This is a genomic window from Marinobacter vinifirmus (genome assembly GCF_002258215.1).
Taxonomy (GTDB): Bacteria; Pseudomonadota; Gammaproteobacteria; order Pseudomonadales; family Oleiphilaceae; genus Marinobacter; species Marinobacter vinifirmus.
The window spans coordinates 139439-165641 of sequence record NZ_NEFY01000004.1 but is presented as its reverse complement, the minus strand read 5'-3'; the positions used below and the strand labels follow the sequence as shown (position 1 = coordinate 165641).

The window sequence follows — 26203 nt, the reverse complement described above, 5'->3', positions numbered from 1 at the left end:
CCGTCAGAACTCCGGATCCCAGTCCACCACCATGCGCGAGCTTTCAAGATCCACCCCCTGAACTACCTGATCCGGCAGATAGGGAATGAGCCGTTCGCGCTGGTCAATGGAGCCCGCTGTCGCGTGCACCACCAGGACATCGTTGGAGCCTGTTTCCAGCAGGTGATGCACCTTACCCAGGCACTCACCGTCAACCGTGAACACTTCCAGGCCTTCCAGCTGATGCCAGTAGAACTCCCCTTCGGGAAGCTCCGGCAGCAACTCGGTCGGAACCCGGATCTCGGCACCGCCATAACTGCGGGCCAGCTCACGATCATCAATACCTTTAAGCCTGACGACGATCCCCTGCCCTTGGCGGCGACCCTCCTCAAGCTTTGCAGGAATACGCTTGCCGTCCAGAACCAGGGTCCAGTCGCGGTAGTTCAGTATTCCTTCTTTGGGATCTGTATAAGAGAAGACCTTAAGCCAACCCTTGACCCCGAACACCGAGGTGATCCGGCCGATCACAGTTTCCTGTGGATGCTGTGCCATGCCTGTCAAACCCCGGTATCAGATTGCAATTACTCAGCAGTCTTGAGCAGCTGGGCAACGCGATCGCTGGTTTGAGCACCCTGGCCCAGCCAGAACTCAACGCGATCACGGTCAACGCGCAGACGCTCTTCCTGACCGCGGGCAACCGGGTTGAAGAAACCAACACGCTCAATGAAACGGCCGTCACGGGAGTTACGGCTGTCAGTGACTGTCAGATGGTAGAACGGGCGCTTCTTGGAGCCGCCACGAGCCAAACGGATTGTTACCATTTCGACCAATATCCTGTTCTGTTGTACGAACTTTGTACGATTCACGCCATGCCGAGAACGGCTGACGAGAAGACCCATACTCGAAAGGGGCGCTATTCTATGCCAAAAACGCGCCAATGAAAACAGGGAAACGCGTGGTTTCCCCATTTTATATGTAAGGCTTTTTACATACGGCCAAACGGGGGCATGCCACCACCGCCGCCGGGCGGCATCATACCACCAAGACCGCGCATCATGTTGGCCATTCCGCCTTTTTTGCCAAATTTCTTCATCATCTTCGACATCTGCTTATGCTGCTTGAGCAGACGGTTCACATCCTGGATCTGCGTACCCGAACCGGCTGCAATGCGCCGCTTGCGGGAATTATTGATCACATCCGGGTAACGGCGCTCTTTCGGCGTCATGGAGCAGATGATCGCCTCCATCTGGCCTACAGACTTGTCATTGACCTGCTGCTGCGCCATCTGGGCCATCTGACCCATGCCCGGCAGCTTGTCCAGCAGGCCTCCGATACCACCCATACTCTTCATCTGCTGAAGCTGGTCCCGGAAGTCCTCCAGATCAAAGCCCTTACCTTTTTTGATCTTCTTGGTGAGCTTCTCGGCCTTCTTCTTGTCCAGCTTGCGCTCTGCTTCCTCTATAAGGGAGAGCACATCACCCATGCCCAGGATGCGGGAAGCCACCCGATCCGGATAGAAAGGCTCGAGGGCATCGGATTTCTCGCCCACACCCAGGAACTTGATCGGCTTGCCGGTAATGTGGCGAACCGACAAGGCCGCACCACCGCGGGCATCACCATCAGTCTTGGTAAGCACCACACCGGTGAGCGGCAACGCATCGTTAAAGGCCTTGGCGGTGTTGGCGGCGTCCTGACCAGTCATGGAATCAACCACGAACAGGGTTTCCACCGGATTCACCGCTTTATGGAGGCGGCCAATCTCACCCATCATGCCTTCATCAACGTGCAGGCGGCCCGCGGTATCCAGAATCACCACATCAATGTGCTTGCGGCGCGCCGCTTCGATGGCGCCGTTGGCGATGTCGACCGGGTCCTGGTCCGTGGTGCTGGGGAAAAACTCGACACCCACTTCACCCGCCAGGGTTTCCAGCTGACGAATAGCCGCCGGGCGGTAGATATCGGCACTGACCACCAGCACGGATTTCTTGTGCCGCTCTTTAAGGAAGCGAGACAGCTTGGCCACGGTGGTGGTTTTACCAGCACCCTGCAGACCCGCCATCATAATGACGGCAGGCGGCCGGGTAGACAGGTTAAGGGACTCGTTGCCCTCGCCCATCACCCGCTCCAGCTCTTGCTGGACGACTTTCACAAATACCTGGCCCGGCGTCAGGCTGCGCTGCACTTCCTGGCCGATGGCCCGCTCGCGCACTCCTTCGATAAACGCCTTGACCACCGGCAGCGCAACGTCTGCCTCCAGCAGGGCCATGCGCACTTCACGCAAGGTTTCCTTGATATTGTCTTCGGTAAGGCGCGCCTGACCAGAGATCTTGCGCAAGCTGCCGGATAGCCGGTCCTGGAGATTCTCAAACATGTTGCTCTTCCGTACCCCGGAGAAATTGTTCACACAAATCAAGAAGCCGGCGCCGGCCGCTTGATTCCTGTTGCATAATCGCGACATTATACCCAGACTACGGAGCCTCTGAACAACTCCACGCCGCTTTCACGTTAAAAGGCAAACATAAAGGACGTCATGGGAACGCTGATCCTCGCGGTTACCGCACTTTTCCTGTACAGCGTCGGCACTGCCCTGCAGGCCCTCCATTTTCGTGGCAAGGTGCAAAGCAACCTGGCACTGACCACCCTGATTGGCGTACTTGCACTGATAGGCCACGGCCTGCTCATTGCCCAGACGGTCCACCTGGATGGCGGCTTCGATTTCAGCTTCTTCAAAAGCTCGGTACTGATTGCCTGGCTGATCGTTTTCCTGCTCCTCGGCCTGAATCTCTCCAAGCCGGTGGGCAGCCTGTTCCTGGGCGCTTACCCGCTGGCAGCGGCCACTATAGTCATGGCGCTGATCACCCATACGCCGTCACGACTGGTGCCGGATGAAAGCTACGGCATGCTGTCCCACATCGCCCTGTCGATTACCGCATACAGCCTGTTTACCCTGGCCGCCATTCAGGCCGCCCTGCTGTACTTCCAGAACCGCCAGCTGAAGCAGAACTACAACAGCCTGCTGGTGCGCAACCTGCCGCCACTGCAAACCATGGAATCGGTATTGTTCGAACTGGTCTGGGCGGGCGTAGTCCTGCTGACCCTCGCCATCATTACCGGCGCCATGTTCATCGAAGACCTGTTCGCCCAGGACCTGGCACACAAAACCCTGTTTTCCATGCTCTCCCTGGCCGTATTTGTCGGCCTGCTGGTGGGCCGCTACACCAAGGGCTGGCGCGGCATGACTGCAAGCCGCTGGACCCTGGCCGGCTGCGCCCTGCTGATGATGGCCTTTTACGGCAGCAAATTCGTGCTGGAAGTGCTGTTTCAGCGGGGCCTGTAATCCCGCAAACCGCTTGACACCGGCGCTTCACACCCCCTATTTTCGCAACTTGTCGTCAACGTAAGGGCTCCTCTTTTGAACGAAACATCGCTCACGGCGCTGTTCATCCTCCTCGTCGGCCTGATCATTCTGTCCGGCTTCTTTTCCAGCTCCGAAACCGGGATGATGTCCCTGAACCGCTATCGCCTGAAGCACATGGTAAAAAGCGGACACAAGGGCGCACGCCGGGCGCAGAACCTGCTGAACCGGACCGACCAGCTGATCGGCGTTATCCTGATCGGCAACAACTTCGTCAACATCTTCGCCTCATCCATTGCCACGGTGATTGCCATTCGCGTGTGGGGCGATGCGGGCATCGCCATTGCCACCGTTCTGCTGACCATCGTTATCCTGATCTTCGCCGAAGTCACCCCGAAAACCCTGGCAGCCCTGTTCCCGGAAAAGATAGCCTTTCCGGCCAGCCACGTACTGGGGCCGCTACTGAAAATCCTTTACCCGCTGGTATGGGCCGTCAACCTGTTTACCGGCATAATCCTGCGCCTGCTCGGGGTATCATCAGCCCAGGCTTCAGAGGATCACCTGAGCCGGGAAGAACTGCGTACCGTGGTGAATGAAGCGGGCGCCCTGATTCCTGCCAAGCACAAAGACATGCTGGTGAGCATCCTGGACCTGGACAACGTCACCGTGAACGACATCATGGTGCCCCGGAATGAAGTGGTCGGTGTCGACCTGGAAGACGACACCGATGTCATCCTTCGGCAACTCAAGACCAGCCAGCACACCCGGCTTCCGGTGTTCAGCGGCGACATCAACAATATCCAGGGCATTCTGCACCTGCGCAGCGTCGCTCGCCTGCGGCAGCAGGACGACATCGACAAAGACATGGTCCTGCAACTGTGCGCCGAGCCCTACTTCATTCCGGAAAGCACACCGCTGAACACCCAGCTGCTGAATTTCCAGAAGGGCCGGCGCCGGTTTGGCATTGTCGTGGACGAGTACGGAGACGTGCTGGGGCTGGCCACACTGGAAGACATCCTCGAGGAAATCGTTGGCGAATTCACCACTGACTTCGCCGCCACCTCCATGGACATCATCCCCCAGGACAACGGCACCTTTATTATCGATGGCAGCGCCGCCGTCCGGTCGATCAACAAGACCCTGGGCTGGAAACTGCCCACCGACGGCCCGAAAACCCTCAACGGCCTGATCACCGAAACCCTCGAGAACATCCCGGACACCAACGTCTGCCTGAAAGTAGACGGCCACCGGGTGGAGGTCCTGCAAATCAAGGACAACGTGGTGAAGGCCGCCATTGTCCACCCGCGAAAAAAGAAGAAGCGCGGCACCGGCTCATAACCGGAACCCGGAATGATGATTAATCATGTCATTCCGGCGTAAAATGCGCTAAATTTAACCAAAATCAGAACAGGCAAGAATCCAGCTCGGTCATGTATCCGGTTAAAGGCGTAAACAGGAGTCGGCCATGAAAAAGCAGTCCGGCATACATTACCTCCGTGAACACAGGGAAGCGGCAAGTACCCGCCCGGTTCCGCCGGAGGTCGCCCGTATCCGTGACACCGTTGTCGCGGGGCTGGGTGATTTACTGCAGGGAGCGTTCGATGCTGTCGACGACTCCCTGTTCGAGCTGGCAAACAATTCCAGAAGTAACAATGAACAAAACCGTTACTTCGAGGCGATGCGGGAAATCCGTATCAAGCGCAAAGGCGTCGAACGCCATTTCCAGAATGCCGTTGCCCGGTTCTTTGCGACACCACCGGTAACCGGTCAAGTCCGCAACGAAGAGGCTTCCCGGCCAACAAATGCCGACAGCCTGTCCCTTGTGGGTGACGACGACCTGGAAGAACAGGTGGCACTGAACGCCATGGTCAGCAAGGCCAAGGCACACTTTCAAGGCCCCTTGCTACAGCTTCAGGCCAGGTTTACCGAAGTCTATCCGGACGCCAGCGAAACTGCCCCGGTTAACCCCATGGCTCCGGAACACCTTTGCAGCGCCTTTGTCGAAGCCATCCAGACCCTGGAAATCCAGATTCGTGAACGGCTGATTGTGCTCAAGCAATTTGACCGCTACGTGGTCTCCAACCTGGGCATGCTGCTGGATGAAGCCAACCGCATCCTGATTCAGGCGGGCATCATTCCCAATTTCCGCTACCACGGCAAAACCGGCCAGCAGAAAGCCGCGACCACCAAGGCCGGGGAACCGTCGGGCGCCGCGCCGGAACAGCAAAGCAGCTACCAGCCCAGCGCAGAAGATTCCGTACTGTTTGAGCAGATCCGTCAAATGCTGGCCCAGCAACGGGCCAACTCGGGCATGCCGACCCGCCGTGCCGATCCATCAGTGCGGGTGATCGGTGGCCAGGAACTGATGAACCTGCTCGGCGCCCTGCCGGCACAGCAGATGTGGCCGGAGTCCGGCGATCTCAGCAGTGGCGAACCGGTGTCGGTAGACTTGCGCCAGGTTATTCAGGGCCTGATTACCCGAAATGCTGCCCAGGGCGAGAAAACCGCAGCCCTCAGCGAGGTGGATGAAGACCTCATCAACCTGGTGTCCATGCTGTTCGAATTCATTCTGGACGACTACAACCTGTCGTCGCCGGTGCAGGTGCTGATCAGCCGCCTGCAGATCCCGATCCTGAAAGTCGTCATCAAGGACAAGAGCTTCTTCAGCAAGGCCACCCATCCGGCCCGCAAGCTCCTGAACTCCCTGGCCCGCGCCGGTATCGGCTGGAGCAGCAGCGACGAGAAAAGCCGCGACAAGCTGTACGACCAGATTCACACCGTGGTACAGCGTATCCTCAACGAGTTCGATGGCGACATCAGCCTGTTTGAAACCCTGAACCAGGAGTTCGAACAGTTTCTGGAGCGGGAAAACCGCAAAGCCTCACTGGTTGAGCAGCGCACCCGGGAATCCGAACGCGGCCGCATCAAATCCCAGAAAGCCCAGGAAGCGGTCGATCGCCTGCTGAAGGAAAAGGTCGCCCGCTACGACCTGCCGGAATCCGTACACGATATCCTGGTACACGGCTGGAGCCGGGTAATGTTCCTGGCCTACCTGCGGGACGATGCCGAGCACCGCTGGCAGGAAACCGCCAAGGTGGTCGACGACCTGATCTGGTGCCTGCACCCCCACGAAGAAGACGAAGAGCGCGACCAGTGGGTACGGGTTGTACCTGGCCTGCTGAAAACCCTGCGCGCCGGGCTCGAAGAAGTGTCTTACAACGCCAACCGGCTCGACCAGATGATGGGCCAGCTCAAGCACGAACTGGCAGATGCCTTCCGCACCAACTCGTCCATCAAGGCCCGCAAGGAGCCGGAGCCGGTGCAGGAAGACACCGTGTCACTGCACTCCAAGGCCGAGTACCAGCAGGAGCTGGACGACGCAGCCATCGCCGAGTTCGTTACCCAGCTCGACAAGCTGGAGATTGGCCACTGGGTAGAGTTCAGCCTGGTGAACGGCACCAGCTTCCGCTGCAAACTGTCCGCCATCATTGATGAAGCCGACTGTTTTGTGTTCGTGAACCGCATGGGCCTGAAGGTGATCGAGAAAACCCGGGTAGAGCTGGCACATGAAATGCGCAGGGGCCGGCTGACACTGCTGGAACAGGGTGCCCTCATCGATCGCGCGCTTAACGCAATGGTTGGCAGCCTGCGCTCCAAGACCGCCTGATCGTAATGCCGGAGAAAGCACCACCCGCCCCGGCAATTCCGGCACATTACCGGCTGGCCCTGGCACTCTCCCTGGCCTTTATGGCACACACCCTGTTGCTTGCCGGACTTCCTGCCCCCTTGCAGGAAGTCCGCGAGGTCAGCCACCGGGTTGTTTTCCGTCTGGCCCGCGCACCCTCTGAGGCCACCCGGGCCAGTACCCCGGCTAGCTCCTCAGCCCAGCCGCCGCGGCACCCCGAGTTCGAAGTACCGACCACACCGGAACCCGTCACCACTACCGCGCCTTCCACTCCAGCACCGAAGCCGAAACCGGACCCAGTGCCGGCCCCGGAAGCTCCCGCACCAACACCCCAGCCCGCACCAAGCCCGGAACCGGCGCCAGCACCGGCCAGTACGCCAAGCATCGAGTCAGCACCGCGCACCGGCGAGCAGGAGTCTGCCGAAACCATTGCCCGGATCACCGACTCCCCCGCTGAGCGCGATCCCTACCTGACCCTGCTGGCCACCCACCTGGCCGAACAACTGGACCAGCAGCGGGTACCCGCAATCTCCCAGCTCGGACAAAAGGTAAGTATGGAACTTGAGCTGACATTACTGCCCAACGGCGCCCTGACCCGGGCCCGGGTAATCAGATCAACAGGGATACAAAGAATAGACGAAGCTGCCTATCGGGCCGCGCTGGCCGCCAGCCCCTATCCGGAGCCGAAAGGAGAGGAATCGGACCGTTTCGAGGTAAAACTGGTGTTCACCCCGAAACGGACCTGAAGGGTCAGATCAGGCTTCGGCCTGCTTTACCGCATCTTTAACAACCTTGGCCAGCTCACCGCTTTCGGCCATCTCCAGGACGATATCGCAGCCACCGAGCAGTTCGCCATTGATGTACAGCTGCGGGTAGGTCGGCCAGCTGGAGTAGATTTTCAGGGCTTCACGCAGTTCCTGGTTGTCCAGGATATTTACAAACGCAAAACGCTCGCCACACGCCATCAGGGCCTGGACGGTACGGGAAGAAAAGCCACACTGCGGAGCCTGGGGAGTACCCTTCATGTACAGAATGACCGGGTTCTCTTCCAGCTGGCTTTTAATGGTTTCATTGATGTCCATGAACATACACCTCTGATTGAAAATAGGGGGCGCCGCATTCCGGCTCTGGTTGGCTATTGTACACACCTGCCGGAGCGCACACCAAGCGGCTCCGGTTGATCCGGAGCAAGCCCTGCCGGGCAGCGTTGTCATAGCGGTTGCGAAGGGCTAGACTTGATGCCCTTTTCAGAACCAATCCGTTCCGGAGTTTCCTTGAAGGGGCCTTCCATGGCAGTAAGACATTTCCTGACACTGAATGACATGTCCACCAGCGAACTTGAAGACCTGCTGGACCATGCCTCCCGCCTGCGCCGGGACTGGCGTGCGGGCAACGTCAGAGATTCCCTTAAAAACAAAGTCCTGGCGATGATCTTCGAAAAATCATCCACCCGTACCCGGGTGTCTTTCGAAGCGGGCATGGCCCAGCTGGGCGGCTCTGCCATGTTCCTGTCACCCCGTGATACACAGCTGGGCCGTGGCGAGCCGATCGAAGACTCTGCCATCGTGATCTCCAGCATGGTGGATGCGGTGATGATACGTACATTCGCTCATGAAACCGTGGAGCGTTTTTCCGCTGCCTCCAGCAAGCCGGTCATCAATGCCCTGACAGACGATTTCCACCCCTGCCAGTTGCTGGCCGACATGCAGACCTACCGGGAACACCGGGGCAGCATCAAGGGTGCTACCGTGGCCTGGATTGGCGATGGCAACAATATGTGCCACTCCTACATCAACGCGGCAGCACAGTTTGATTTCCACCTGAACGTAGCCTGCCCGGAAGGCTACGAGCCGGATGCGAAACTGCTGGCCGACCACGCCGACCGGGTGACGGTATACCGCACACCGGGCGAAGCGGCCACCGGCGCCGACCTGCTGGTAACCGACGTCTGGGCCTCCATGGGCCAGGAACACGAACAGAAGGCCCGGGAGCGGGCATTCCGGGACTACCAGATCAACCCTGCACTGATGAGCCAGGCCAACAAGGATGCGCTGTTCATGCACTGCCTGCCGGCCCACCGGGGTGAAGAGATTTCCGCCGACATGATGGAGCATCCCGGCTCTGTGGTATGGGACGAGGCCGAAAACCGCCTGCATGCCCAGAAAGCCCTGCTCGAATTCCTCATTCTGAACCGTCTGGACTGATCCATGGTCAATACACCGGCACCGGCTTCCGGCTGGTTACTGGAAGTGAACAACCTGTCCTGTGGTTACGGCGGCGATTCCGTGGTGCGGGACGTCAGCTTTGCCCTCAGCCACGGCGATATCGGTTGCCTGCTTGGCCCCAGTGGTTGCGGCAAAAGCACCATTCTCCGGGCCCTGGCCGGTTTTCTGCCCATCAGCCATGGCGAAATCCAGCTGCAGGGCCAGGCCATCAGCCTGCCCGGCCGCACGCTGGCGCCGGAAAAGCGCAAGATCGGCATGGTCTTCCAGGACTATGCCCTGTTCCCGCACCTGACCATTGCCGATAACGTCGGCTTTGGCCTGAAAGACCTGAAAAAGCCCGAGCGCCGCCAGAAGGTCATGGAACTGTTGAACCTGGTGCACCTGCAGGACCTTGCCGACAGCTATCCGCACCAGTTGTCAGGCGGCCAGCAGCAGCGGGTGGCCTTGGCCCGGGCCCTGGCTCCGGAACCTACCCTGATCCTGCTGGATGAGCCGTTCTCCAACCTGGACACCGACCTGCGCCGCAGGCTAAGCCTGGACGTGCGGGAAATCCTGAAAACACTGGGCATCAGCGCCATCCTGGTCACCCACGACCAGCAGGAAGCCTTTGCCATGTGTGACCAGATTGCCGTGCTGCAAAGCGGACAGATCCAGCAGTGGGACGTGCCCTACAACCTGTACCATGAACCCTCCAACCGCTTTGTGGCCAGCTTTGTCGGCCAGGGCGGCTTCATCCCCGGCAAGGCCCTGGGGCCGGATATCATCGAATCCGAGCTGGGCATTATTCATGGTAACCGTGCCTACAAGTGGCAAGAGGGAACCCTGGTAGACGTGCTGATCCGGCCCGACGACATCGTTTACGATGAACACTCCGACCTCAAGCCCAAAGTGGTGGAAAAGACCTTTGCCGGCACCTCTACCCTGTACCGTTTCCGGTGCTCGGAAGACACCGAATTTGAAGTTCTGTTCCGCAGCCACCTGGATTTCCACATTGGCGAGCAGGTGCCGGTGCGGGTCGAGGCCGACCACCTGATCGCTTTCGAGCGCACCGCCTGAGTCGGTCGCGCTCAGTTATTACACACCCGCTCCACAGCATCCAGCCAGCCGGCGTAGAGGGATTCCCTCAAAGCCGGTTTCATATCCGGCCGGAACTGGCGCTCACATTCCCACATTCCGGTAATCTGCTCCAGGTTCTCGAACACACCGGTTTGTAATCCGGCCAGGTAGGCCGCCCCCAGTGCCGTGGTTTCGGTCACCCTGGGCCGGTCTACCGGTACATTCAGGATGTCGGCCAGGAACTGCATAACCCAGTCGTTCACCGCCATGCCACCGTCCACCCGCAAGGACTCCAGCCGGGCACCGTCGTTACGGATAGCCCGCACAAGATCCTTGGTCTGGTAACAGACCGATTGCAGGCCGGCGGTCACGATTTCTGCAATGCCGGTATCCCGGGTCAGACCCAGAATGGCGCCGCGGGCATTCGGATCCCAATGGGGCGCGCCCAGCCCGGTGAAGGCTGGCACCAGGTACACCGCATTGTCGGCGCCCACAGCCTCGGCGTGGCTGGTCGATTCGCTGGCGTGGGCAATCAGCTGTAAGCCGTCCCGCAACCACTGCATGGCAGCACCGGCCACAAAGATACTGCCTTCAATGGCGTAGCAGGGCTTGCCGTTGAGCCGGTAAGCCATGGTGGTCAGCAGGCGGTTTTCCGAGCGCAAGGCCTTGTCGCCGGTATTGAGCATCAGGAAGCAGCCGGTGCCGTAGGTACTCTTGGCCATGCCGGGCTCAAAACAGGCCTGGCCAATCAGGGCAGCATGCTGGTCACCGGCAATGCCGGCAACCGGTACCGCTGCCCCCAGCCATTCCTCGGCGGTCTGGCCATACTCATCCGCGCTGTCGAGCACCTCGGGCATCAGCGCGGCAGGCACCCGGAACAGCTTCAGGAGCTCGTCATCCCAATCCTGGGTGTGGATATTGAACAGGGCCGTTCGGGAAGCGTTGGTGGCATCTGTGCGGTGGGCTTCGCCCCGGGTCAGGTTCCATAAAAGCCAGCTGTCGACCGTACCGAACGCCAGCTCGCCTGCCTCTGCCTTTTGCCGGGCACCTTCCACGTTGTCCAGCAACCAGGCAATCTTGGTGGCAGAGAAGTAAGGGTCTATCAGCAATCCGGTGCGGTCCACCACCAGCGATTCGTAGCCATCGGCCCGCAACTTGGTGCACAGAGAGGCCGTGCGACGGTCCTGCCAGACAATGGCGTGATGGATTGGCTCTCCGGTCGCCCGGTCCCAGATAATGGTGGTTTCCCGCTGATTGGTAATGCCGATTCCCGCCAGGTCTGACGCCTGCAGGCCTGCTTTGTCCAGCGCACCGCGGCAAACCGTCAGCGTGCTGTCCCAGATTTCCCGGGCATCGTGTTCTACCCAGCCATCTTTCGGAAAGTATTGATGGAATTCCTGCTGGGCCACGGCAACCTGGTTACCGGTTTCGTTAAAGACAATCGCTCTGGAACTGGTGGTGCCCTGATCAATGGCTAAGAGATAACGGGACATCTAACTCTCCTGTTGTTTTCAGGAGATTCTACCAGCCGGGGCTGTGTGGAGGGGAACAGATACAAGGGACAAAAACCGGAAGCAAAAAAAAGGGCCGGAAAAGACCGGCCCTCAAATGACGAATGAAACAAGGAAAGTTCGTAAGAACTACAACCTCAAAAGTCATCCCTTACGTTTTCGATTATTGACCAGCCGCCCCACGGGTTCAGTAGCGGTTCTGTAGAGGTTTGTTACATCTGGTGAGGCCGCGAGCACTGGTTCACAAAACTGAGTCCACCGGCTTACGACGGGGCCAGACCAGGCTGAACCGGGCTCCGCCCAGCTCGTCGCTACGGCCCAGAAACGCCTGCCCGCCATGCCAGTAAAGTATGCGGCGAACAATCGACAAGCCCAGGCCATAACCGCCGGAAGTTCGGGTACGGCTGTCATCCAGGCGGGCAAAGGCGGTGAAGACTTTCTCCCAATCCTGTTCGGGAATGCCGGGGCCATCGTCTTCTACATCGATGCGGCAGGTATTTTCATCCAGCTGGCAGTTCACCACCACGCGGCTGTCGGCGTAGCGGGCAGCGTTGCCAACCAGGTTCTGGATGGCCCGGTGAATATAGCGGGGCTCCATGTCCGCCAGCGCCCAACGTTCAGAAGCCTTATCAATACGGCACTCAATGTTGATGCCTTCGCGGATCTGTCGTTGCTCCTCCACCACCTGCCGGGCAATATCGGTAACCGAGCCTTCCCGCAGGCTGAACACCGGCCCGCCCTGCTCGAGCCGGGCATAGGTGAGAATCTCGTCAATCAGCTCGTCCAGCTCCTGGATATCACCATCGATACCGGACAACTGCTTTTCCATGGTCTCCGGGGAACTGGCCGATTCGATCATCTGCACACCGAAGCGGATACGTGCTACCGGCGTTCTCAGCTCGTGGGACACCGCGTGGATCATTTCTCGCTGCACCTGCACCAGGCGCTGGATATGTTCTGCCATGCCGTTAAACGAAGAGGCCAGGCGGGACACCAGCGTACCGGCCTCGGATTCCACCCGGGCGCCCATCTCCCCCCGGGCAATACGCACGGCCACCGCCTCGACCTTGCGCAGGCGACCATCCACAAAACGTAATCCCAGATACAGGCCCAGAGCCAGCACACCACCAATCACCGCAGCCAGCAGCACCAGCATTGGCCAGCCCCAGGGATTGAACGGCGCCGGCATGGTCATTCGCACCAGGTCGCCCTCCGACAACCGGAGCAGCACACTGGCACGGCGCCCCTCATGGAACACCGAAAAGCCGCGGTCGCCCAGGTCCTGCAACACCGCCTGGTCCGGTAACTGATCCGCTGACTGCAATGGCCCGATAGACACATTCAGCGATTGCCCCAGTTCTTCGGATACATGGTTCAGCTGCTGCGGATTAGCCGTATCCAGGTGCCAGCGCACCAGCAGGGCCAGCGCACGGGTAAGTTCCGGGTAGGTTTGCTCCAGCGCCAGGCCGAGAATGCTGCCGTCGCCGGCACGCACAAAAAACCGGTAGCCGGTGCCCGCCGGCTCCGCGACCACCTGGCCATAGGCCAGGCGTTCAGCCAGTACCGGGGCATCTTGCAACTGTTCTGGCAGCAGCGTGTGCAGGCCGAACAGCGAAGGCATCCAGTGGTATTGCCGGGCCGGGTCAGGAACCGCCGCCAGCCAGCGCATCAGCGGCTCGGCGGCCTGCTCATGCCAGTACTGGCCCCGCACGGAATTGATGCCGTTGAACAACAGCACACACAGCACCAGCACTGCAGCGGTGATGGCCAGCAGTCGGGCGTAGATTTTCAGGAAGAACTTCAGGGACATGGAAACAAACCCTGGTAACCGGCACCGCCCCGAACGGGCGGCGCCTGGGGCGATCAGGCTTCTTTAACGAACAGATAGCCTTTGCTGCGCACAGTCTTGATACGGCGCGGGTGTATCGGGTCATCACCGATTTTCGGGCGAATGCGGGACACACGAACGTCAATGGAGCGGTCCTGGCCGTCGTATTCAATGCCGCGCAATGCGGTGAAAATCTCTTCCCGGCTCAGTACCCGGCCGGCATTGCTGGCCAGCAGCCAAAGCAGGTCGAACTCGGCACTGGTCAGGTCAATGCTCTGTTCATTGAGCCAGGCTTCGCGCATGGAGCGGTCCACCACCAGGTCATTGAACTGCAAACGCACAGGTTCTTCGCCGGAGTTTTCCTCAGCCGCCATCGGGGTGTTCTCTACCCGGCGCAGCATGGCGCGGATCCGGGCCAGCAGAACCCGGGGCTGAACGGGCTTGCCGATGTAGTCATCAGCGCCCATTTCAAGGCCCAGAACCTGGTCGAGGTCGTCAGTGCGGGCAGTCAGCATGATGATCGGGCCGGAATAGTAAGGTCGAACCCGCCGGCAGATCGACAGGCCATCTTCTCCGGGCAGCATCAGGTCCAGAACCACAAGATCCGGCTGCTCATTGCGGATACGTTCAACGGCGGCGCCACCGTGGGTTTCCAGAGAGACCGTCAGGCCATTGCTCTCAAGATACTCGCGGGTAAGATCCGCCAGCCGCTCGTCATCCTCTACGATCAGGATTCGCCAACTCTCGTTTGTCTGCTCCACGCCATCCATCTCTGTTGTTATGTGACCGTTGTTCGGGGTTACAGCCCCTGACAATACAGGCAACGTTCAGTTACAGCAATTATACATGCTATTCAGAAATATACATGGAACCGGCAAGGGGTTACAGCTTGTGACACAGTTCCGCTTTTTACCACACCCCTGCGGCTGTCACAGACACGTCACCGGTAAGTCACCGGCCTGTCATACGCGGTTCATAGCCTTGACCTGAACAAGAAACAACGAGGCAACGCCATGACCGCACAAACTGCACGCACGCAACCACGCCGCGGCCGTAACCTGAAAATCAGCCTGACCCGCAGCCCGGACCAGGTAGAGGCCGCCCAGCGCCTGCGTTACCGGGTGTTTTCCGAGGAATACGGCAGCGACCTGGGCGCCACGGTTCCGGGGCTGGATGCCGATGCCTACGACGCTGTGTGTGATCACCTGATCGTCACGGACGAAGACACCGGCGAACCCGTTGCCACCACCCGAATCCTGCACCAGCAGAACGCCGCTGCCATCGGCGGATTCTACTCGGCCGGAGAGTTTGACCTGGCCGCCCTGGGCCAGTTGCCCGGCACCATGGCCGAGCTGGGCCGCACCTGTGTGCACCCGGATTACCGCAATGGCGGCACCATAACCTTGTTGTGGGCGGCCATTGCCGAGTACCTCACCGAAAGACAGGTCGACTACCTGATCGGCTGTGCCAGCATCAGCATGGCGGACGGTGGCGGCCGGGCCTGGCGCATTGCCCAACACCTGCAGCAGCAGTATTTATCTGCGCCTGAGTGCCGGGTTACTCCGCTGCGCCCCCTACCCCACCTGACCCATCCGGAAACCCACAAAACCGAAGACATCCCCGCGCTCATCCGGGCCTATATGCGCCTGGGCGCCAAGGTCTGCGGCGAGCCTTGCTGGGACCCGGAGTTCCGTTGTGCGGATGTACTGGTACTGCTGGAAGTCAGCAACCTGGCCGGCCGCTACAGCCGGCACTTCCTGCGCAAACCGGCCTGAGTTGCGATGAGCGGGATTCGACTGGCCACCCGGTTGCTGGCCTTCGCCCTGTTCCTGTGTGGCACCTGTGTGCTGACCCTGGCTTTGTTAGCAGCCGACCGGGTCAGGAAGCAGCCCACAGACAAGAACCCCTGGGCCACCTTCTGTTTCCGGCAGGCTTGCCGGTGCCTGGGCTGGCAGGTACAGGTGCACGGCCAGCCAACCTCCGGCAATGCCCTGTACGTAGCCAATCACATCAGCTGGTCAGACATTCCGGCACTCGGCAGCCTCACCCCGTTGCGGTTTCTGTCCAAGGCTGAAGTTGGCAACTGGCCGGTGATCGGATGGCTGGCCCGGCAGGCCGGCACCCTGTTTATCAAACGCGGTGGCGGCCAGGCACGGAGAATAAAGAAAACAATGGTGGAGCACCTGCAGGCGGGGGAATCGGTCCTGGTGTTCCCGGAAGGCACCACCAGTTCCGGGCTTGCAGTATTGCCGATGCACGGGTTATTGCTGACTGCGGCGCGGGACGCCGGGGTTCCTGTTCAGCCGGTCACCATCGGTTACCGGCGTAACCAGCGGCCAGACCCGGTTGCGCCCTTTGTAGGTGACGACAGCTTCCAGCGGCACCTGGTGCGCTTGCTCAGCCTGCCGCCAACCTGCATCGAGATCGTGTTTCACCCGCCGGTCACGGCAGACCAGCCGGTGAACGAACTTAGCCGTCATATCCACCAGGAGATCAGCGCCGGCCTGAAGCGGATTCATTCCGGCGAATTCGATACCTGCGAACCGCTGCCGGTCAGAACAACGGCCGGCCCTGGGCTATCTCGTCTTCCGTAGCCTCGCGGCGACCGACGATTTCCAGGTCAAAATACAGGGTGAATCCTGCCAACGGGTGGTTGGCGTCAACCTTCACCAGGTTGCCGTCAATCGCGACCACCTGGACCACCTGGGCTTCGTCACCGGAATTGGTCTGGAAGCGCATACCCACATCCAGGTTTTCCACCCCTTCGAACAGCGAGCGGGGCACCTTGCGTACCAGTTCGTCCCGGTATTCACCGTAGGCCATCTCCGGCGGAATCGTCACTTCCAGGCAGTCTCCCACCTTGCGGTCTTTCACCGCTTCCTGGATACCTTCGATAATCTCTGGCGAACCATAAAGAAAGTGCAGCGGCTCGCTGCCTTCCGAGGTATCCACCAGTTCGCCAATGCGGTTTTTCAGCACATAGTGGACGGTAAAGACTTCCGGCTTTTCTTGCGGGGTTTGTGCTTGCATCAGTTTTTCGGCTTTCCTGTCGGTGTCGGAGTTTCCAGGCGTTCAAGGCCGTGGATGACCAGCTTGCGGTCCAGCTTTTCCCGCAACCCGGAGGGCCGCTGCAGCCCCATGCGCTCAAGCAGCGCCTGGTAGCGACCTTCCTCATCCTCGGCCCGCAGGGCCTGCCAGAGGGTGGCGAGTTTACCACGACGGGAGCCGGTTGCGGCCTTCAGCCCCTTAAGGGCTTTCCCCAGTGTCAGTTCTTCGTCGGTGAAATCCCGGCCGAACGGGAAGGCCGGGAACCAGTCGCCCTCACCCGCCGCATTCATGGCGTTACGCACGGCCGCCGGCGTGTTGTCTTTCCAGTGTGCCGGTATCTTGAAGTCAGCCCGCACCTTGCCGGCCTGCTTGGCCTGTTTCAGCAGCCCTTCCTGGAAACGGGCATCTGCAATGCGGATCAGCCGCAGCATCACCTGCTCGTCGCTCTGGCCCCTCAGGTCAGCAATGCCGTATTCGGTGATCACAATGTCCCGGAGGTGCCGGGGAATGGTGCAGTGGGCGTAGTTATAGACGATGTTGGAAACGGTTTCGCCGCGGGATACACGGGTTGCCCGCAGGGCCAGGATAGACCGGGCACCCGGCAGCTCATGGGCCATGGAGACAAAGTTGTACTGGCCACCCACACCGCTGACCACGCGGCCATCGGCCAGGCCGTCAGACACCGCCGCGCCGTTCAGTGTGTACATCATCGCAGAATTGATAAACCGGCTGTGAACCCGCTGGGCGGCTTTCAGCCGCTGGTTACCGAAGCGGTGGTCATACAGGTGGTTAATATAGTTCACGCTGGTCATGCATACGCGGTCCCGCTGCTCCGGGGGCAATTCCCTCAGGGCCTGGTAGAACTTCTCGGGGCCCACATAGAAACCGCCGTGCATGACAATGCCGCCCGCCAGTTTGTCCCCAAGGGCATGCTCTGCCAGTGCCTGACGGGTTTCCGCATCGGCCAGGTCGGCCTGAACCGATAGCTGTTCATCCAGAACCAGTCGCCCGCCGCGTAACTCGACACCGGCTCGGATCACCCCGTAGCGGATCAGCCACTGCAGGTCCCGGGCCCGAAGGGGTGACTCGATCAGCCCTTCCTTGAGCAGTGCATCCAGCATATCCAGCGAAGGCTGCCCGCTGATATCGCCCTGATTGATCAGCTCTTGCAGGCGGGCGTCGTCGAACACCTCCCGCTCCAGGATGCCTTCCTGCATCAGGTACAGAAAGCCGTCCACCATCATTTCGCTGCAGCCGTACAGTCCCTCGTCAAAGCGGCCGGTACCGCCAGACTCGCTGGCCACCGGGAACTCTTCCGCCACGTTCAGGTGTTTGTACACCGCCTGCCAGGCGTCATTGCTGTGGTGGCGCAGAATGGCATTGTGCACCAGCGCGGCCCCCAGGGAACCGATGCCCACCTGAAGCGTGCCACCATCTTTAAGCAATGTGCTGGCGTAAAAGCCGATCATATGGTCGGCGGGGCTGACCGCCATCTGGGGTGCTGAAAACAGGGGATAATCGGTTCTGGAATCTGCCAGCACCACATCGAACTGGTTCTCGGGCACCGCCGCGTCGTGGCCGAACCAGGGCAGGTTGCTGTTTACTTCGCCCACGATGGCCACCGGGGTGCCCTGCGCTTCCCGCTCCCGCATCAAAGGCAGGATATCCAGCGTCAGGTCCGGGTTACAGCTGAAGCTCAACTCGCCGGGCCTGTCGTGTTCGGCGCCCGGCGACATCAACTGGCCGATCACGTTGATGCCCTGGGCCATCAGGTCACGCACCGCATGGGTGTAGTTGGTGCATACGTAATTGCGCTGCTGGTCCCGGTTATTCAGGTAACTGCCGGCCTTGAAGAAGAATTCAGACACGGTCACGTTTGCCGGCAACCGGTTGTTGGTCACATCCCGGGCGTAGGCCAGCTCGGGAATGTTGCCGTAAAGCCGCCGTGCAAACGGGCCCATAAAGCGTTTTTCAAGGGAGGAGCTGCCTTCCGGCGCAAGCAGGGACAAAGCGGTGACAATGTGCAACTGGATTTCCGGGTCGTCCTTGGCGCGCTGGTAGAGGGCGTTCACAAAGCGCACCGGCTTGCCCAGCCCGAGCGGCAACCCGAGGGTAATCCGCTTGCCTACCCGCTCGATCACGCGGTCTACACAGTCATTTGCGTTATCGGAATAGATTCCGTTCTGCTCGGCCATTTCCGGCTCCTCGTTCGATGAGAATCTCAACAGTCGTGATGATCACACGAGCAAACGAGGCTGACAATGCGTCAGATCAGGAGAAACGGCAGAAAGGAGGGGCAAAAAAGGGGATCAGAAATTCCAGCGCAGGTTCAGGCACGCACCTTCATTGAGCAGGGCAATACCGTGGTCAGCCTGGGCACCGTCAGATGCGTAGGATTTACCGGAATTGCGGGAGCGCACAAGGCCGTGGCTCAGAAGCCTGGAGCCAATGGCTGCGAAGGCATCACTGCGGCCTTCTTCAACATCGCCAGACATCCATTCCTGGAATTCGTAGATATCTTCGGGCGACATGGCACCATCACGCTCGGCCATCATGCGCTCCGACAGCATAGGCTCGGACAACACCGGCTCGGTCGCCTCTGCGCGCACCGCGAAGGCAACCAGGTTAAGCGCCAGAAGAATCAGAAACAGACGAATAATCATGACAAAACAAAAAACCTGGGGTCGTTTATTTGGCCGAAAGGCTACTGTACGAAAGTCTAGTGATTATCCATGAAATTGATGTGAATTTGCACACAAATGCGCCAGCAATCTGGCGCATTTACGGCACTTTTTTGTCAAGAAATGATCAGTTATTTTGCATTCTGTAACATTTGCCCGGTTACCCGGGCAACACCGATCACGGGCAGGGGTAGGTGAACTCGGCGTGGATCGCCTCAATCGCAGCGACCAGGTCCTGGCTCAGGTTAATCTCGGCAGAACCGATGTTCTCCTTCAGCTGCTCCATGCTGGTGGCGCCGATGATATTGCTGGTAACAAACTCCCGGCTGTTTACCCAGGCCAGCGCCATCTGCGCTGGCGACAGGCCATTCTGGTGCGCCAGTTCGCAATAGGCCCGGGTGGCGTCGGCAGCATGCTCTCCGGTGTACCGGCTGAAACGCTCATACAGGGTCAGCCGCGCCTTTTCCGGCCACTTGCCACCCAGGTACTTGCCGGTAAGCATGCCGAAGGCCAGCGGCGAATACGCCAGCAGCCCGGTGCCTTCACGGTGAGCAAATTCGGCCAGTCCGGATTCGAACGAACGGTTCAGCAGGCTGTACGGGTTCTGGATAGACACCACCCGGGGCCAGCCATTCTCGCGTGACAGCCGCAGGTATTCCATGGTGCCCCAGGGCGTCTCGTTCGACAGGCCCACGTGGCGTATTTTGCCCTCTTTGACCAGCTCGTCCAGGGCACCCAGGGTTTCCTCGATGGGCGTCATGGTTTCACTGGGGTTGCGCACATAACCCAGCTTGCCGAAGAAATTGGCGCTGCGATCCGGCCAGTGCACCTGGTACAAATCGATATAATCCGTTTGCAGGCGCTTCAAGCTGCTTTCGCAGGCTTCACGGATGTGATCCCGGGTCAGCCTGGGGCCGCCACGCAGGTAACCGAGGCCATTGCCGGGGCCTGCCACCTTGCTGGCAATCACCAGGTCATCCCGCTTGCCCCGGCTGGCCAGCCAGTTGCCCAGGTAGGTTTCGGTCAGGCCCTGGGTTTCAGCCCGGGGCGGCACCGGGTACATCTCGGCGGCGTCGATAAAGTTGATGCCGGCGCCGGTGGCGTAGTCCAGCTGCTCAAACGCTTCCTGCTCGGTATTCTGTTCGCCCCAGGTCATGGTGCCCAGGCAAATCAGACTGACATCAATGTCGGTGTTTCCAAGTTTTCGCGTTTGCATGAATTCTCCTCGTTTGCATGAGAGATCAGTAACCACAATACGTAAAGGGATTGTCACAGGGCTGTCGCATTACTGTCATGGCCGGTTTCCATAGTGGAGGCATGACAGAAAAACCTTCAGGACAAGCCGTGACAGAACTCCCGCCAACTGACCGGCGCGCGCACCACATTACCATTGTTTCCGAGACGTTTCCGCCGGAAATCAATGGCGTGGCCAACACCATGAAGCACCTGTGCCAGGGGCTGGTGCAGCGTGGGCATGCGGTTACGGTGGTTCGCCCTGGCCAGCGCCGGGAAGGCAACGGCCTGTTCGACTGTAACGGCGACGGCCTGTGTTCCCGGCAGCTGATTGTTTCCGGCCTGCCCCTGCCCGGCTACAAAGACCTGCAGTTCGGCCTGTGCCGCCCCTCCACCCTGAAGAATTTGTGGCAGAACCGCCGGCCGGATGCCGTTTACGTGGCAACCCAGGGGCCCCTCGGGATTGCCGCGGTGTCTGCCGCACGAAAACTGCAGATCCCCGTCATCTCCGGCTTCCACACCAACTTTCACAGCTACTCCCGCTACTACGGCGTGGGCGCACTGGAACGCCTGCTGTGCGCCTACGGCCGCTGGTTCCATAACCGCACGGCCCTGACCCTGGTGCCAACCCGGAAAATGCAGGCGGTTACCCGCAGCATGGGCATCACCAACGCCGGCCTGTGGGCCCGGGGCGTGGATTGTCAGCGCTTTACTCCCCACAAGCGTGATGAAGGCCTGCGCAAGGGCTGGGGCCTGGGCGAAAACGACAAAGCCGTGCTCTATGTGGGGCGCCTGGCACTGGAAAAAAACATCCGCAAAGCCGTGGCCTGCTTCGAGCGCATCAAAGGCCTGCATGCCAACGCCCGATTTATCCTGGTGGGCGATGGGCCACTGCGGCGACAGCTGGAAGAGCGACACCCGGACTACATTTTCTGTGGTACCCGGCAAGGCGACGATCTGGCCCGGCACTATGCCTCCGGCGACCTGTTCCTGTTCCCCAGCAAAACCGACACCTTCGGCAACGTGGTGCTGGAAGCCATGGCCAGCGGCCTGGCGGTAGTGGCGTTTGACGATGCCGCTGCGGCGGAACACATCCGGCACGAGGAGAACGGCCTGAAAGCGCCGCTCACCGAAGACGAAAGCTTTATCAACAACGCCCTGCGACTGGCAGACCAACCCAGCCTGCTGCAACGGATCCGGGCCCAGGCCCGGCTGGACGCACTGGAGCTGAGCTGGCACAGCCAGATAGAACAATTCGAACAACTGGTACTCAACCAACCTGCACAGGCCCGATACCATGGCGTCAACAAGCAAAGCATCCAGACTCTTTGAACTGGCCGACCAGCGTGAATACGCCCTGTGCCAGTCCATCAACCGCACCATTCGTTTCCGGCCGGTAAAAGGCTACTTCCAGCTGGTCAGCCGGCTGGGTGATGGCTGGTTCTGGTACGCACTGATTCTCTCTATTCCCTTTATGGCACCGGCCCACGGCCAGAACATCGCTGTACTGATGGCGTTTACCGGGCTGACCTGCACCATTAGCTATAAAGGCCTCAAGCACTGGCTGATCCGCGAGCGGCCATTTATTTCTTTCCCGGCCATCAACTGCGCTACACCCCCACTGGATCGCTACAGCTTCCCGTCGGGCCACACCCTGCACGCGGTGTGTTTCCAGGCCATGCTGTTTGCCACCCTGCCGGCGCTGGCCTGGGCCATCCTGCCATTTACCCTGTCTGTAGCCGCCTCCCGGGTGGTACTGGGGCTGCACTATCCGAGTGACGTGGCGGCCGGCGCCCTGATTGGCGGCCTGATGGGCTGGACTTCGGTACAGCTGTTCGGCGATCTGCTGCAGCTCAGTCAAACAGTCGCAGCTGGGTAACCGGCGCTTCGTCGTTCCGAAAGCGCACCCCTACCCCCATTAACCGCACCGGCCGATCCCGGTTGCTGACCAGCTCATCCAGTAACGGCTGGTAATCCTCCGGAGCGGGTTCCGCCACCGTGTCCCGCACCCGCTCCAGGGTGTGAGTCGAAAAATCGCTGTAACGGATTTTCACGAACAGTTTGTGAATGGGCTTGTCCCGGCCCTTGCGGGCCAGGCGCAGGTTGAGATCGGCCACCAGCGCCGGCATCACCGATTCACACGCCTCCTTGCCCGGCAAATCCTGGGAGAAGGTTCGCTCTACGCTGACCGATTTCGCCACCCGCGACACCACCACCCGGCGCTCATCCCGGCCATGGGCCATTTCGAACAGCCGGTAGCCCTGTTTGCCGAATTTCTCGATCAGCACATCGGCGCCTAAAGCCTGCATATCACCACAGGTTTCGACCCCCAGCGCGTGCAACTTGCCTGCCGTTACCTGGCCCACACCAAACAGTTTTTCCACCGGCAGCGCCTCTGCAAACGCCTGCACCTCCTCCGGCGTGATCACAAACAGGCCGTCAGGCTTGCGCCAGTCGCTGGCAATCTTGGCCAGGAACTTGTTTGGTGCCACCCCGGCGGAAATGGTGATCCCCACCTCCCGCTTCACCCGCTCCCGCAGGTGCCGGGCCATCAGGGTGGCACTGCCTTTATGGTCAGTAATGTCGGAGACATCCAGGAAGGCTTCATCCAGCGACAGCGGCTCCACCAGGTCGGTCATATCACGAAGAATGGCCATCACCTGCTGGGAAACCGCCCGGTACTTGCCCAGGTCCGGTGGCACCATCACCAGCCCGGGGCACAGACGCCGGGCTTCGCTGCCCGGCATGGCCGAGCGCACGCCAAAAGCCCGGGCCTTATAATTGCAGGTAGTCACCACACCACGGCCGCCGGCGCCGCCCACAGCCAGCGGAACGTCCCGCAAAGACGGGTCGTCACGCATCTCGACAGCGGCGTAAAAACAGTCGCAATCTACATGGATGATCTTGCGCTGGGCCATACAGGCAGGCTCACGTTAACAATCTGTACGTTTATACAGCCTTGTATCTTACGGTAACATGCCGAGAATGTCAGGAAACCCAGAACATAACCCGGTACATCACTGTGAGGCTCCATGACTAATCCCATCCCCAAGAATGATCGCACTGAAATCGAAGCGGCCGCCTTCCGCCGCCTGGTTGCGCACCTGCGCGAGCGCACCGACGTACAGAACATCGACCTGATGAACCTGTCCGGCTTCTGCCGCAACTGTCTGTCCAAGTGGTACCGCGCCGAAGCCGCCGAACGCGGGTTCGAGATCACAGACCCGGCCGCCCGTGAAGAAATCTACGGCATGCCTTACGAAGACTGGAAAGCGAAGTACCAGACCGGCCCGAAACAGGACCACAAATAATGAACGCTGCTGAAGCCGTTCGCATTCACCTGGCCTCACTGCAGGGCGGCCACGCCAGTTTTGACGACACCCTGGCGCTGATCGACCAGCACTTCGAGTTCCAGCCCACCGGTTTCAACAACGGTCCGCTGCGTAACGAGGCCGGCGAGAACGCCGGTTCCTGCCGGGTGTTTGCCCTGGGCCAGTACTGCAACCTGAACGAAGCCGATACCCTGCAGCTGTTTGCCCAGCACTACCAGCAGGTACTGGGCGACCCGGCCGGCGACAGCCACGGCAACATCCGCCAGTTCATCAGTACCGGCTGGTCCGGAATCCGCTTTGACGGCCAGCCATTGCGCCCGAGAAACGAAACCAACTCGTAAAACACCAGGGAAGACTGCTATTCATGAGCGATACCGCCACCTCCGGGGTAAAACAGAGTTTCCAGCTGAAAAGCGCAAACGTCTCACTGACGGCCCTGGAGCTTTACTACTTCGACAACGATGAGTTCGAAGCCAACCTGCGGGACAAGATCAGCCAGGCACCGGGTTTCTTCAAAGACATCCCGCTGATCATCAGCCTGGAAAAATACGAAGGCCTGGACAGCGAACTGGATTTCTTCAAGATCATCGGTACGTGTCGCCGCCACAACATCCACGTGATTGGCGTTCGTGCCGGCAATGAAGACCAGCGCCGACTGGCCCGGGGCGCTTCCCTGGCCCTGCTGCCAGGCGGTACGGTACGCGAAAAGCCACAAACGGCAGCCCCGGAACCGGAAGCTGCGGCCGAAGAGGCCCCGGTGGCTGAAACGCCGGCCGCTGCGCTGTCAACCGCAGAACCGGCCCCGGCCCGCATCATCAGCCAGCCGGTGCGTTCCGGCCAGCAGGTGTATGCCCCGGAGGGAGACCTGATTATCCTGGCGCCGGTGCAGGCAGGTGCCGAAGTACTGGCCGCAGGCAATATTCACGTGTACGGCCCCCTGCGCGGGCGGGCACTGGCCGGTATCCACGGTGCCGAGAGTGCCCGGGTATTCTGCCAGTCACTTGAAGCGGAGCTTGTGTCCATCGCCGGACACTATAAAATCTCCGAAGATCTTCAGGACAATGGCTGGAAAAGCGCTGTGCAGATCCAGCTCAGGGACGACCTGCTGGTGGTAACGCCACTGGACAAAGCCTGATGTTGTGACAGCCAAAAACAACATATGAAGACATGACGAATCCACTGCGAAACAGGAATTGAACCTTGGCTAGAATCATTGTCGTTACCTCAGGAAAAGGCGGCGTTGGTAAAACCACCACCAGCGCTTCAATCAGCACCGGCCTTGCCAAGCGCGGCCACAAGACCGTCGTCATCGACTTCGATGTGGGCCTGCGTAACCTCGACCTGATCATGAATTGCGAGCGCCGGGTGGTTTACGACTTCGTAAACGTGATCCAGGGCGAAGCCTCCCTGAACCAGGCGCTGATCAAGGATAAGCGGGTAGAAACCCTGTACATCCTGCCGGCTTCCCAGACCCGTGAAAAAGAAGCCCTCACCCGGGAAGGCGTAGAGAAAGTCATCAACGAGCTGTCGCAGACCTTCGATTACATCGTGTGCGACTCCCCGGCCGGCATCGAGCACGGCGCCCAGATGGCCCTGTACTATGCCGACGAAGCCATTGTGGTTACCAACCCGGAAGTGTCCTCGGTACGGGATTCTGACCGCATTCTGGGCATTCTGCAGAGCAAGTCCCGCCGCGCCGAAATGGGCCAGGACCCAGTGAAAGAACACCTGCTGCTGACCCGCTACAACCCGGACCGGGTAGACCGTGGCGAAATGCTGTCGGTAAAAGACGTTGAAGAAATCCTGGCCATCCCCCTGCTGGGCGTTATCCCGGAAAGCCAGGTGGTACTGAACGCCTCCAACCAGGGCCTTCCGGTGATCCTGGAAGAGAATAGCGATGCCGGCCAGGCCTATGACGACGCGGTAGCGCGGCTGCTGGGTGAAGACCGGGAGCACCGCTTCATGACGGCCCAGAAAAAGGGTTTCTTCTCACGGATGTTCAAGGGGGGCTAAGGGATGAGTTTTCTGGATTACTTCAGAAGCAAGAAGAACAACACCGCGAGCGTGGCCAAGGAACGCCTGCAGATCATCGTGGCCCACGAACGGGGCCAGCGCGACATGCCGGATTACCTGCCACAGCTGCAGCAGGAACTGCTGGATGTGATTCGCAAATACGTGCAGATCAGCGACGACATGGTCCAGGTAGATGTAGACCGTAACGAAAGCTGCTCGGTACTGGAACTGAACGTCACCCTGCCGGAAAAATAACG

Annotated in this window: 27 protein-coding genes; 15 read left to right on the top strand and 12 right to left on the bottom strand. The window is 59.9% G+C overall.

Annotation, left to right across the window (positions count from 1 at the left end; all coding sequences use genetic code 11):
- Positions 1-3: 3 nt before the first annotated feature.
- The 3 genes from rimM to ffh form a co-directional block, all read right to left on the bottom strand.
- Positions 4-531 (bottom strand): ribosome maturation factor RimM, encoded by a 528-nt coding sequence (gene rimM, locus B9Q17_RS07015; protein ID WP_022988901.1) that lies wholly within the window; start codon positions 529-531, stop codon positions 4-6.
- Between the two features lie 29 nt (positions 532-560).
- Entirely contained in the window at positions 561-800 is a 240-nt protein-coding gene (gene rpsP / locus B9Q17_RS07010; protein ID WP_058340306.1) for a 30S ribosomal protein S16, read from the bottom strand.
- A gap of 164 nt (positions 801-964) precedes the next feature.
- A complete protein-coding gene (gene ffh / locus B9Q17_RS07005; RefSeq protein WP_094624665.1) occupies positions 965-2350 on the bottom strand; it encodes a signal recognition particle protein in 1386 nt (461 codons plus the stop codon).
- A gap of 159 nt (positions 2351-2509) precedes the next feature.
- Between ffh and B9Q17_RS07000 the strand changes: the two genes are divergently transcribed.
- The 4 genes from B9Q17_RS07000 to B9Q17_RS18470 all read left to right on the top strand — a co-directional run bounded on the left by B9Q17_RS07000 (position 2510) and on the right by B9Q17_RS18470 (position 7765).
- On the top strand, positions 2510-3316 hold the full coding sequence (locus tag B9Q17_RS07000) for a cytochrome C assembly family protein (protein ID WP_094624664.1): 807 nt from the start codon (positions 2510-2512) through the stop codon (positions 3314-3316).
- Between the two features lie 75 nt (positions 3317-3391).
- Entirely contained in the window at positions 3392-4672 is a 1281-nt protein-coding gene (locus B9Q17_RS06995; protein WP_094624663.1) for an HlyC/CorC family transporter, read from the top strand.
- Between the two features lie 127 nt (positions 4673-4799).
- Entirely contained in the window at positions 4800-7001 is a 2202-nt protein-coding gene (locus B9Q17_RS06990) for a DUF1631 domain-containing protein (protein WP_094624662.1), read from the top strand.
- A 5-nt stretch (positions 7002-7006) separates the two neighbouring features.
- Positions 7007-7765, top strand: coding sequence for a TonB family protein (locus B9Q17_RS18470; protein ID WP_094624661.1), 759 nt, complete (start codon positions 7007-7009; stop codon positions 7763-7765).
- Positions 7766-7774: 9 nt separating this feature from the next.
- On the opposite strand, the gene grxD is transcribed toward B9Q17_RS18470, so the two are convergent.
- A complete protein-coding gene (gene grxD / locus B9Q17_RS06980; RefSeq protein WP_036219402.1) occupies positions 7775-8101 on the bottom strand; it encodes a Grx4 family monothiol glutaredoxin in 327 nt (108 codons plus the stop codon).
- Positions 8102-8308: 207 nt separating this feature from the next.
- On the opposite strand from grxD, the gene argF reads away from it, so the two are divergent.
- Both argF and B9Q17_RS06970 read left to right on the top strand, forming a co-directional pair.
- Entirely contained in the window at positions 8309-9223 is a 915-nt protein-coding gene (gene argF / locus B9Q17_RS06975; RefSeq protein ID WP_094624660.1) for an ornithine carbamoyltransferase, read from the top strand.
- A gap of 3 nt (positions 9224-9226) precedes the next feature.
- Entirely contained in the window at positions 9227-10300 is a 1074-nt protein-coding gene (locus B9Q17_RS06970) for an ABC transporter ATP-binding protein (protein WP_094624659.1), read from the top strand.
- 11 nt (positions 10301-10311) lie between these two features.
- Here B9Q17_RS06970 and glpK read toward each other — a convergent pair whose 3' ends face one another.
- The 3 genes from glpK to B9Q17_RS06955 all read right to left on the bottom strand — a co-directional run bounded on the left by glpK (position 10312) and on the right by B9Q17_RS06955 (position 14409).
- On the bottom strand, positions 10312-11793 hold the full coding sequence (glpK, locus tag B9Q17_RS06965; protein ID WP_094624658.1) for a glycerol kinase GlpK: 1482 nt from the start codon (positions 11791-11793) through the stop codon (positions 10312-10314).
- A gap of 259 nt (positions 11794-12052) precedes the next feature.
- Entirely contained in the window at positions 12053-13621 is a 1569-nt protein-coding gene (locus B9Q17_RS06960) for an ATP-binding protein (protein WP_094624657.1), read from the bottom strand.
- A 53-nt stretch (positions 13622-13674) separates the two neighbouring features.
- On the bottom strand, positions 13675-14409 hold the full coding sequence (locus B9Q17_RS06955; RefSeq protein WP_094624656.1) for a response regulator: 735 nt from the start codon (positions 14407-14409) through the stop codon (positions 13675-13677).
- A 243-nt stretch (positions 14410-14652) separates the two neighbouring features.
- On the opposite strand from B9Q17_RS06955, the gene B9Q17_RS06950 reads away from it, so the two are divergent.
- Both B9Q17_RS06950 and B9Q17_RS06945 read left to right on the top strand, forming a co-directional pair.
- The gene (locus B9Q17_RS06950; protein WP_094624655.1) at positions 14653-15414 is read left to right on the top strand and encodes a GNAT family N-acetyltransferase; all 762 of its coding nucleotides are present in this window, start codon (positions 14653-14655) and stop codon (positions 15412-15414) included.
- Positions 15415-15420: 6 nt separating this feature from the next.
- Positions 15421-16233 carry a lysophospholipid acyltransferase family protein gene (locus B9Q17_RS06945; protein ID WP_094624654.1) on the top strand — a complete coding sequence of 271 codons (813 nt, stop codon included), beginning with the start codon at positions 15421-15423 and terminating at the stop codon, positions 16231-16233.
- Here the strand turns inward: B9Q17_RS06945 and B9Q17_RS06940 are convergent.
- From B9Q17_RS06940 to B9Q17_RS06925, 4 genes are all read right to left on the bottom strand, one after another.
- Positions 16193-16669, bottom strand: coding sequence for an FKBP-type peptidyl-prolyl cis-trans isomerase (locus B9Q17_RS06940; protein ID WP_058340319.1), 477 nt, complete (start codon positions 16667-16669; stop codon positions 16193-16195). The two genes, B9Q17_RS06945 and B9Q17_RS06940, sit on opposite strands and share 41 nt — an antisense overlap.
- Complete coding sequence (locus B9Q17_RS06935) at positions 16669-18882, bottom strand: acetyl-CoA hydrolase/transferase C-terminal domain-containing protein (protein ID WP_094624653.1); 2214 nt, start codon at positions 18880-18882, stop codon at positions 16669-16671. Before B9Q17_RS06935 ends, B9Q17_RS06940 begins: the two co-directional genes overlap by 1 nt.
- A gap of 114 nt (positions 18883-18996) precedes the next feature.
- Entirely contained in the window at positions 18997-19350 is a 354-nt protein-coding gene (locus B9Q17_RS06930) for a hypothetical protein (RefSeq protein ID WP_094624652.1), read from the bottom strand.
- Positions 19351-19546: 196 nt separating this feature from the next.
- A complete protein-coding gene (locus B9Q17_RS06925) occupies positions 19547-20584 on the bottom strand; it encodes an NADP(H)-dependent aldo-keto reductase (RefSeq protein ID WP_058340322.1) in 1038 nt (345 codons plus the stop codon).
- 101 nt (positions 20585-20685) lie between these two features.
- On the opposite strand from B9Q17_RS06925, the gene B9Q17_RS06920 reads away from it, so the two are divergent.
- Positions 20686-21933, top strand: coding sequence for a glycosyltransferase family 4 protein (locus B9Q17_RS06920; protein ID WP_094624651.1), 1248 nt, complete (start codon positions 20686-20688; stop codon positions 21931-21933).
- Entirely contained in the window at positions 21899-22480 is a 582-nt protein-coding gene (locus B9Q17_RS06915; protein WP_094624650.1) for a phosphatase PAP2 family protein, read from the top strand. Before B9Q17_RS06920 ends, B9Q17_RS06915 begins: the two co-directional genes overlap by 35 nt.
- Here B9Q17_RS06915 and dinB read toward each other — a convergent pair.
- Positions 22455-23519, bottom strand: coding sequence for a DNA polymerase IV (dinB, locus tag B9Q17_RS06910; RefSeq protein WP_094624649.1), 1065 nt, complete (start codon positions 23517-23519; stop codon positions 22455-22457). The genes B9Q17_RS06915 and dinB overlap by 26 nt on opposite strands.
- 114 nt (positions 23520-23633) lie before the next feature.
- Between dinB and B9Q17_RS06905 the strand changes: the two genes are divergently transcribed.
- From B9Q17_RS06905 to minE, 5 genes are all read left to right on the top strand, one after another.
- Positions 23634-23912 (top strand): DUF1244 domain-containing protein, encoded by a 279-nt coding sequence (locus B9Q17_RS06905; RefSeq protein WP_094624648.1) that lies wholly within the window; start codon positions 23634-23636, stop codon positions 23910-23912.
- Complete coding sequence (locus B9Q17_RS06900; RefSeq protein WP_058340326.1) at positions 23912-24274, top strand: HopJ type III effector protein; 363 nt, start codon at positions 23912-23914, stop codon at positions 24272-24274. Before B9Q17_RS06905 ends, B9Q17_RS06900 begins: the two co-directional genes overlap by 1 nt.
- A gap of 23 nt (positions 24275-24297) precedes the next feature.
- Positions 24298-25068, top strand: a complete 771-nt coding sequence (gene minC / locus B9Q17_RS06895) for a septum site-determining protein MinC (protein ID WP_094624647.1) — start codon at positions 24298-24300, stop codon at positions 25066-25068.
- Positions 25069-25133: 65 nt separating this feature from the next.
- The gene (gene minD / locus B9Q17_RS06890; protein ID WP_094624646.1) at positions 25134-25946 is read left to right on the top strand and encodes a septum site-determining protein MinD; all 813 of its coding nucleotides are present in this window, start codon (positions 25134-25136) and stop codon (positions 25944-25946) included.
- A 3-nt stretch (positions 25947-25949) separates the two neighbouring features.
- Positions 25950-26201: a cell division topological specificity factor MinE gene (gene minE / locus B9Q17_RS06885; protein WP_094624645.1), complete on the top strand. Its 252-nt coding sequence runs from the start codon at positions 25950-25952 to the stop codon at positions 26199-26201.
- The last annotated feature ends 2 nt before the right edge of the window (positions 26202-26203 follow it).

Bases quoted from the DNA above. Each gene is read 5' to 3' on its own strand.
- rimM (WP_022988901.1), bottom strand. From the start codon at position 531: ATGGCACAGCATCCACAGGAAACTGTGATCGGCCGGATCACCTCGGTG.
- rpsP (WP_058340306.1), bottom strand. From the start codon at position 800: ATGGTAACAATCCGTTTGGCTCGTGGCGGCTCCAAGAAGCGCCCGTTC.
- ffh (WP_094624665.1), bottom strand. From the start codon at position 2,350: ATGTTTGAGAATCTCCAGGACCGGCTATCCGGCAGCTTGCGCAAGATC.
- B9Q17_RS07000 (WP_094624664.1), top strand. From the start codon at position 2,510: ATGGGAACGCTGATCCTCGCGGTTACCGCACTTTTCCTGTACAGCGTC.
- B9Q17_RS06990 (WP_094624662.1), top strand. From the start codon at position 4,800: ATGAAAAAGCAGTCCGGCATACATTACCTCCGTGAACACAGGGAAGCG.
- B9Q17_RS18470 (WP_094624661.1), top strand. From the start codon at position 7,007: ATGCCGGAGAAAGCACCACCCGCCCCGGCAATTCCGGCACATTACCGG.
- grxD (WP_036219402.1), bottom strand. From the start codon at position 8,101: ATGGACATCAATGAAACCATTAAAAGCCAGCTGGAAGAGAACCCGGTC.
- argF (WP_094624660.1), top strand. From the start codon at position 8,309: ATGGCAGTAAGACATTTCCTGACACTGAATGACATGTCCACCAGCGAA.
- B9Q17_RS06970 (WP_094624659.1), top strand. From the start codon at position 9,227: ATGGTCAATACACCGGCACCGGCTTCCGGCTGGTTACTGGAAGTGAAC.
- glpK (WP_094624658.1), bottom strand. From the start codon at position 11,793: ATGTCCCGTTATCTCTTAGCCATTGATCAGGGCACCACCAGTTCCAGA.
- B9Q17_RS06960 (WP_094624657.1), bottom strand. From the start codon at position 13,621: ATGTCCCTGAAGTTCTTCCTGAAAATCTACGCCCGACTGCTGGCCATC.
- B9Q17_RS06955 (WP_094624656.1), bottom strand. From the start codon at position 14,409: ATGGATGGCGTGGAGCAGACAAACGAGAGTTGGCGAATCCTGATCGTA.
- B9Q17_RS06950 (WP_094624655.1), top strand. From the start codon at position 14,653: ATGACCGCACAAACTGCACGCACGCAACCACGCCGCGGCCGTAACCTG.
- B9Q17_RS06945 (WP_094624654.1), top strand. From the start codon at position 15,421: ATGAGCGGGATTCGACTGGCCACCCGGTTGCTGGCCTTCGCCCTGTTC.
- B9Q17_RS06940 (WP_058340319.1), bottom strand. From the start codon at position 16,669: ATGCAAGCACAAACCCCGCAAGAAAAGCCGGAAGTCTTTACCGTCCAC.
- B9Q17_RS06935 (WP_094624653.1), bottom strand. From the start codon at position 18,882: ATGGCCGAGCAGAACGGAATCTATTCCGATAACGCAAATGACTGTGTA.
- B9Q17_RS06930 (WP_094624652.1), bottom strand. From the start codon at position 19,350: ATGATTATTCGTCTGTTTCTGATTCTTCTGGCGCTTAACCTGGTTGCC.
- B9Q17_RS06925 (WP_058340322.1), bottom strand. From the start codon at position 20,584: ATGCAAACGCGAAAACTTGGAAACACCGACATTGATGTCAGTCTGATT.
- B9Q17_RS06920 (WP_094624651.1), top strand. From the start codon at position 20,686: ATGACAGAAAAACCTTCAGGACAAGCCGTGACAGAACTCCCGCCAACT.
- B9Q17_RS06915 (WP_094624650.1), top strand. From the start codon at position 21,899: ATGGCGTCAACAAGCAAAGCATCCAGACTCTTTGAACTGGCCGACCAG.
- dinB (WP_094624649.1), bottom strand. From the start codon at position 23,519: ATGGCCCAGCGCAAGATCATCCATGTAGATTGCGACTGTTTTTACGCC.
- B9Q17_RS06905 (WP_094624648.1), top strand. From the start codon at position 23,634: ATGACTAATCCCATCCCCAAGAATGATCGCACTGAAATCGAAGCGGCC.
- B9Q17_RS06900 (WP_058340326.1), top strand. From the start codon at position 23,912: ATGAACGCTGCTGAAGCCGTTCGCATTCACCTGGCCTCACTGCAGGGC.
- minC (WP_094624647.1), top strand. From the start codon at position 24,298: ATGAGCGATACCGCCACCTCCGGGGTAAAACAGAGTTTCCAGCTGAAA.
- minE (WP_094624645.1), top strand. From the start codon at position 25,950: ATGAGTTTTCTGGATTACTTCAGAAGCAAGAAGAACAACACCGCGAGC.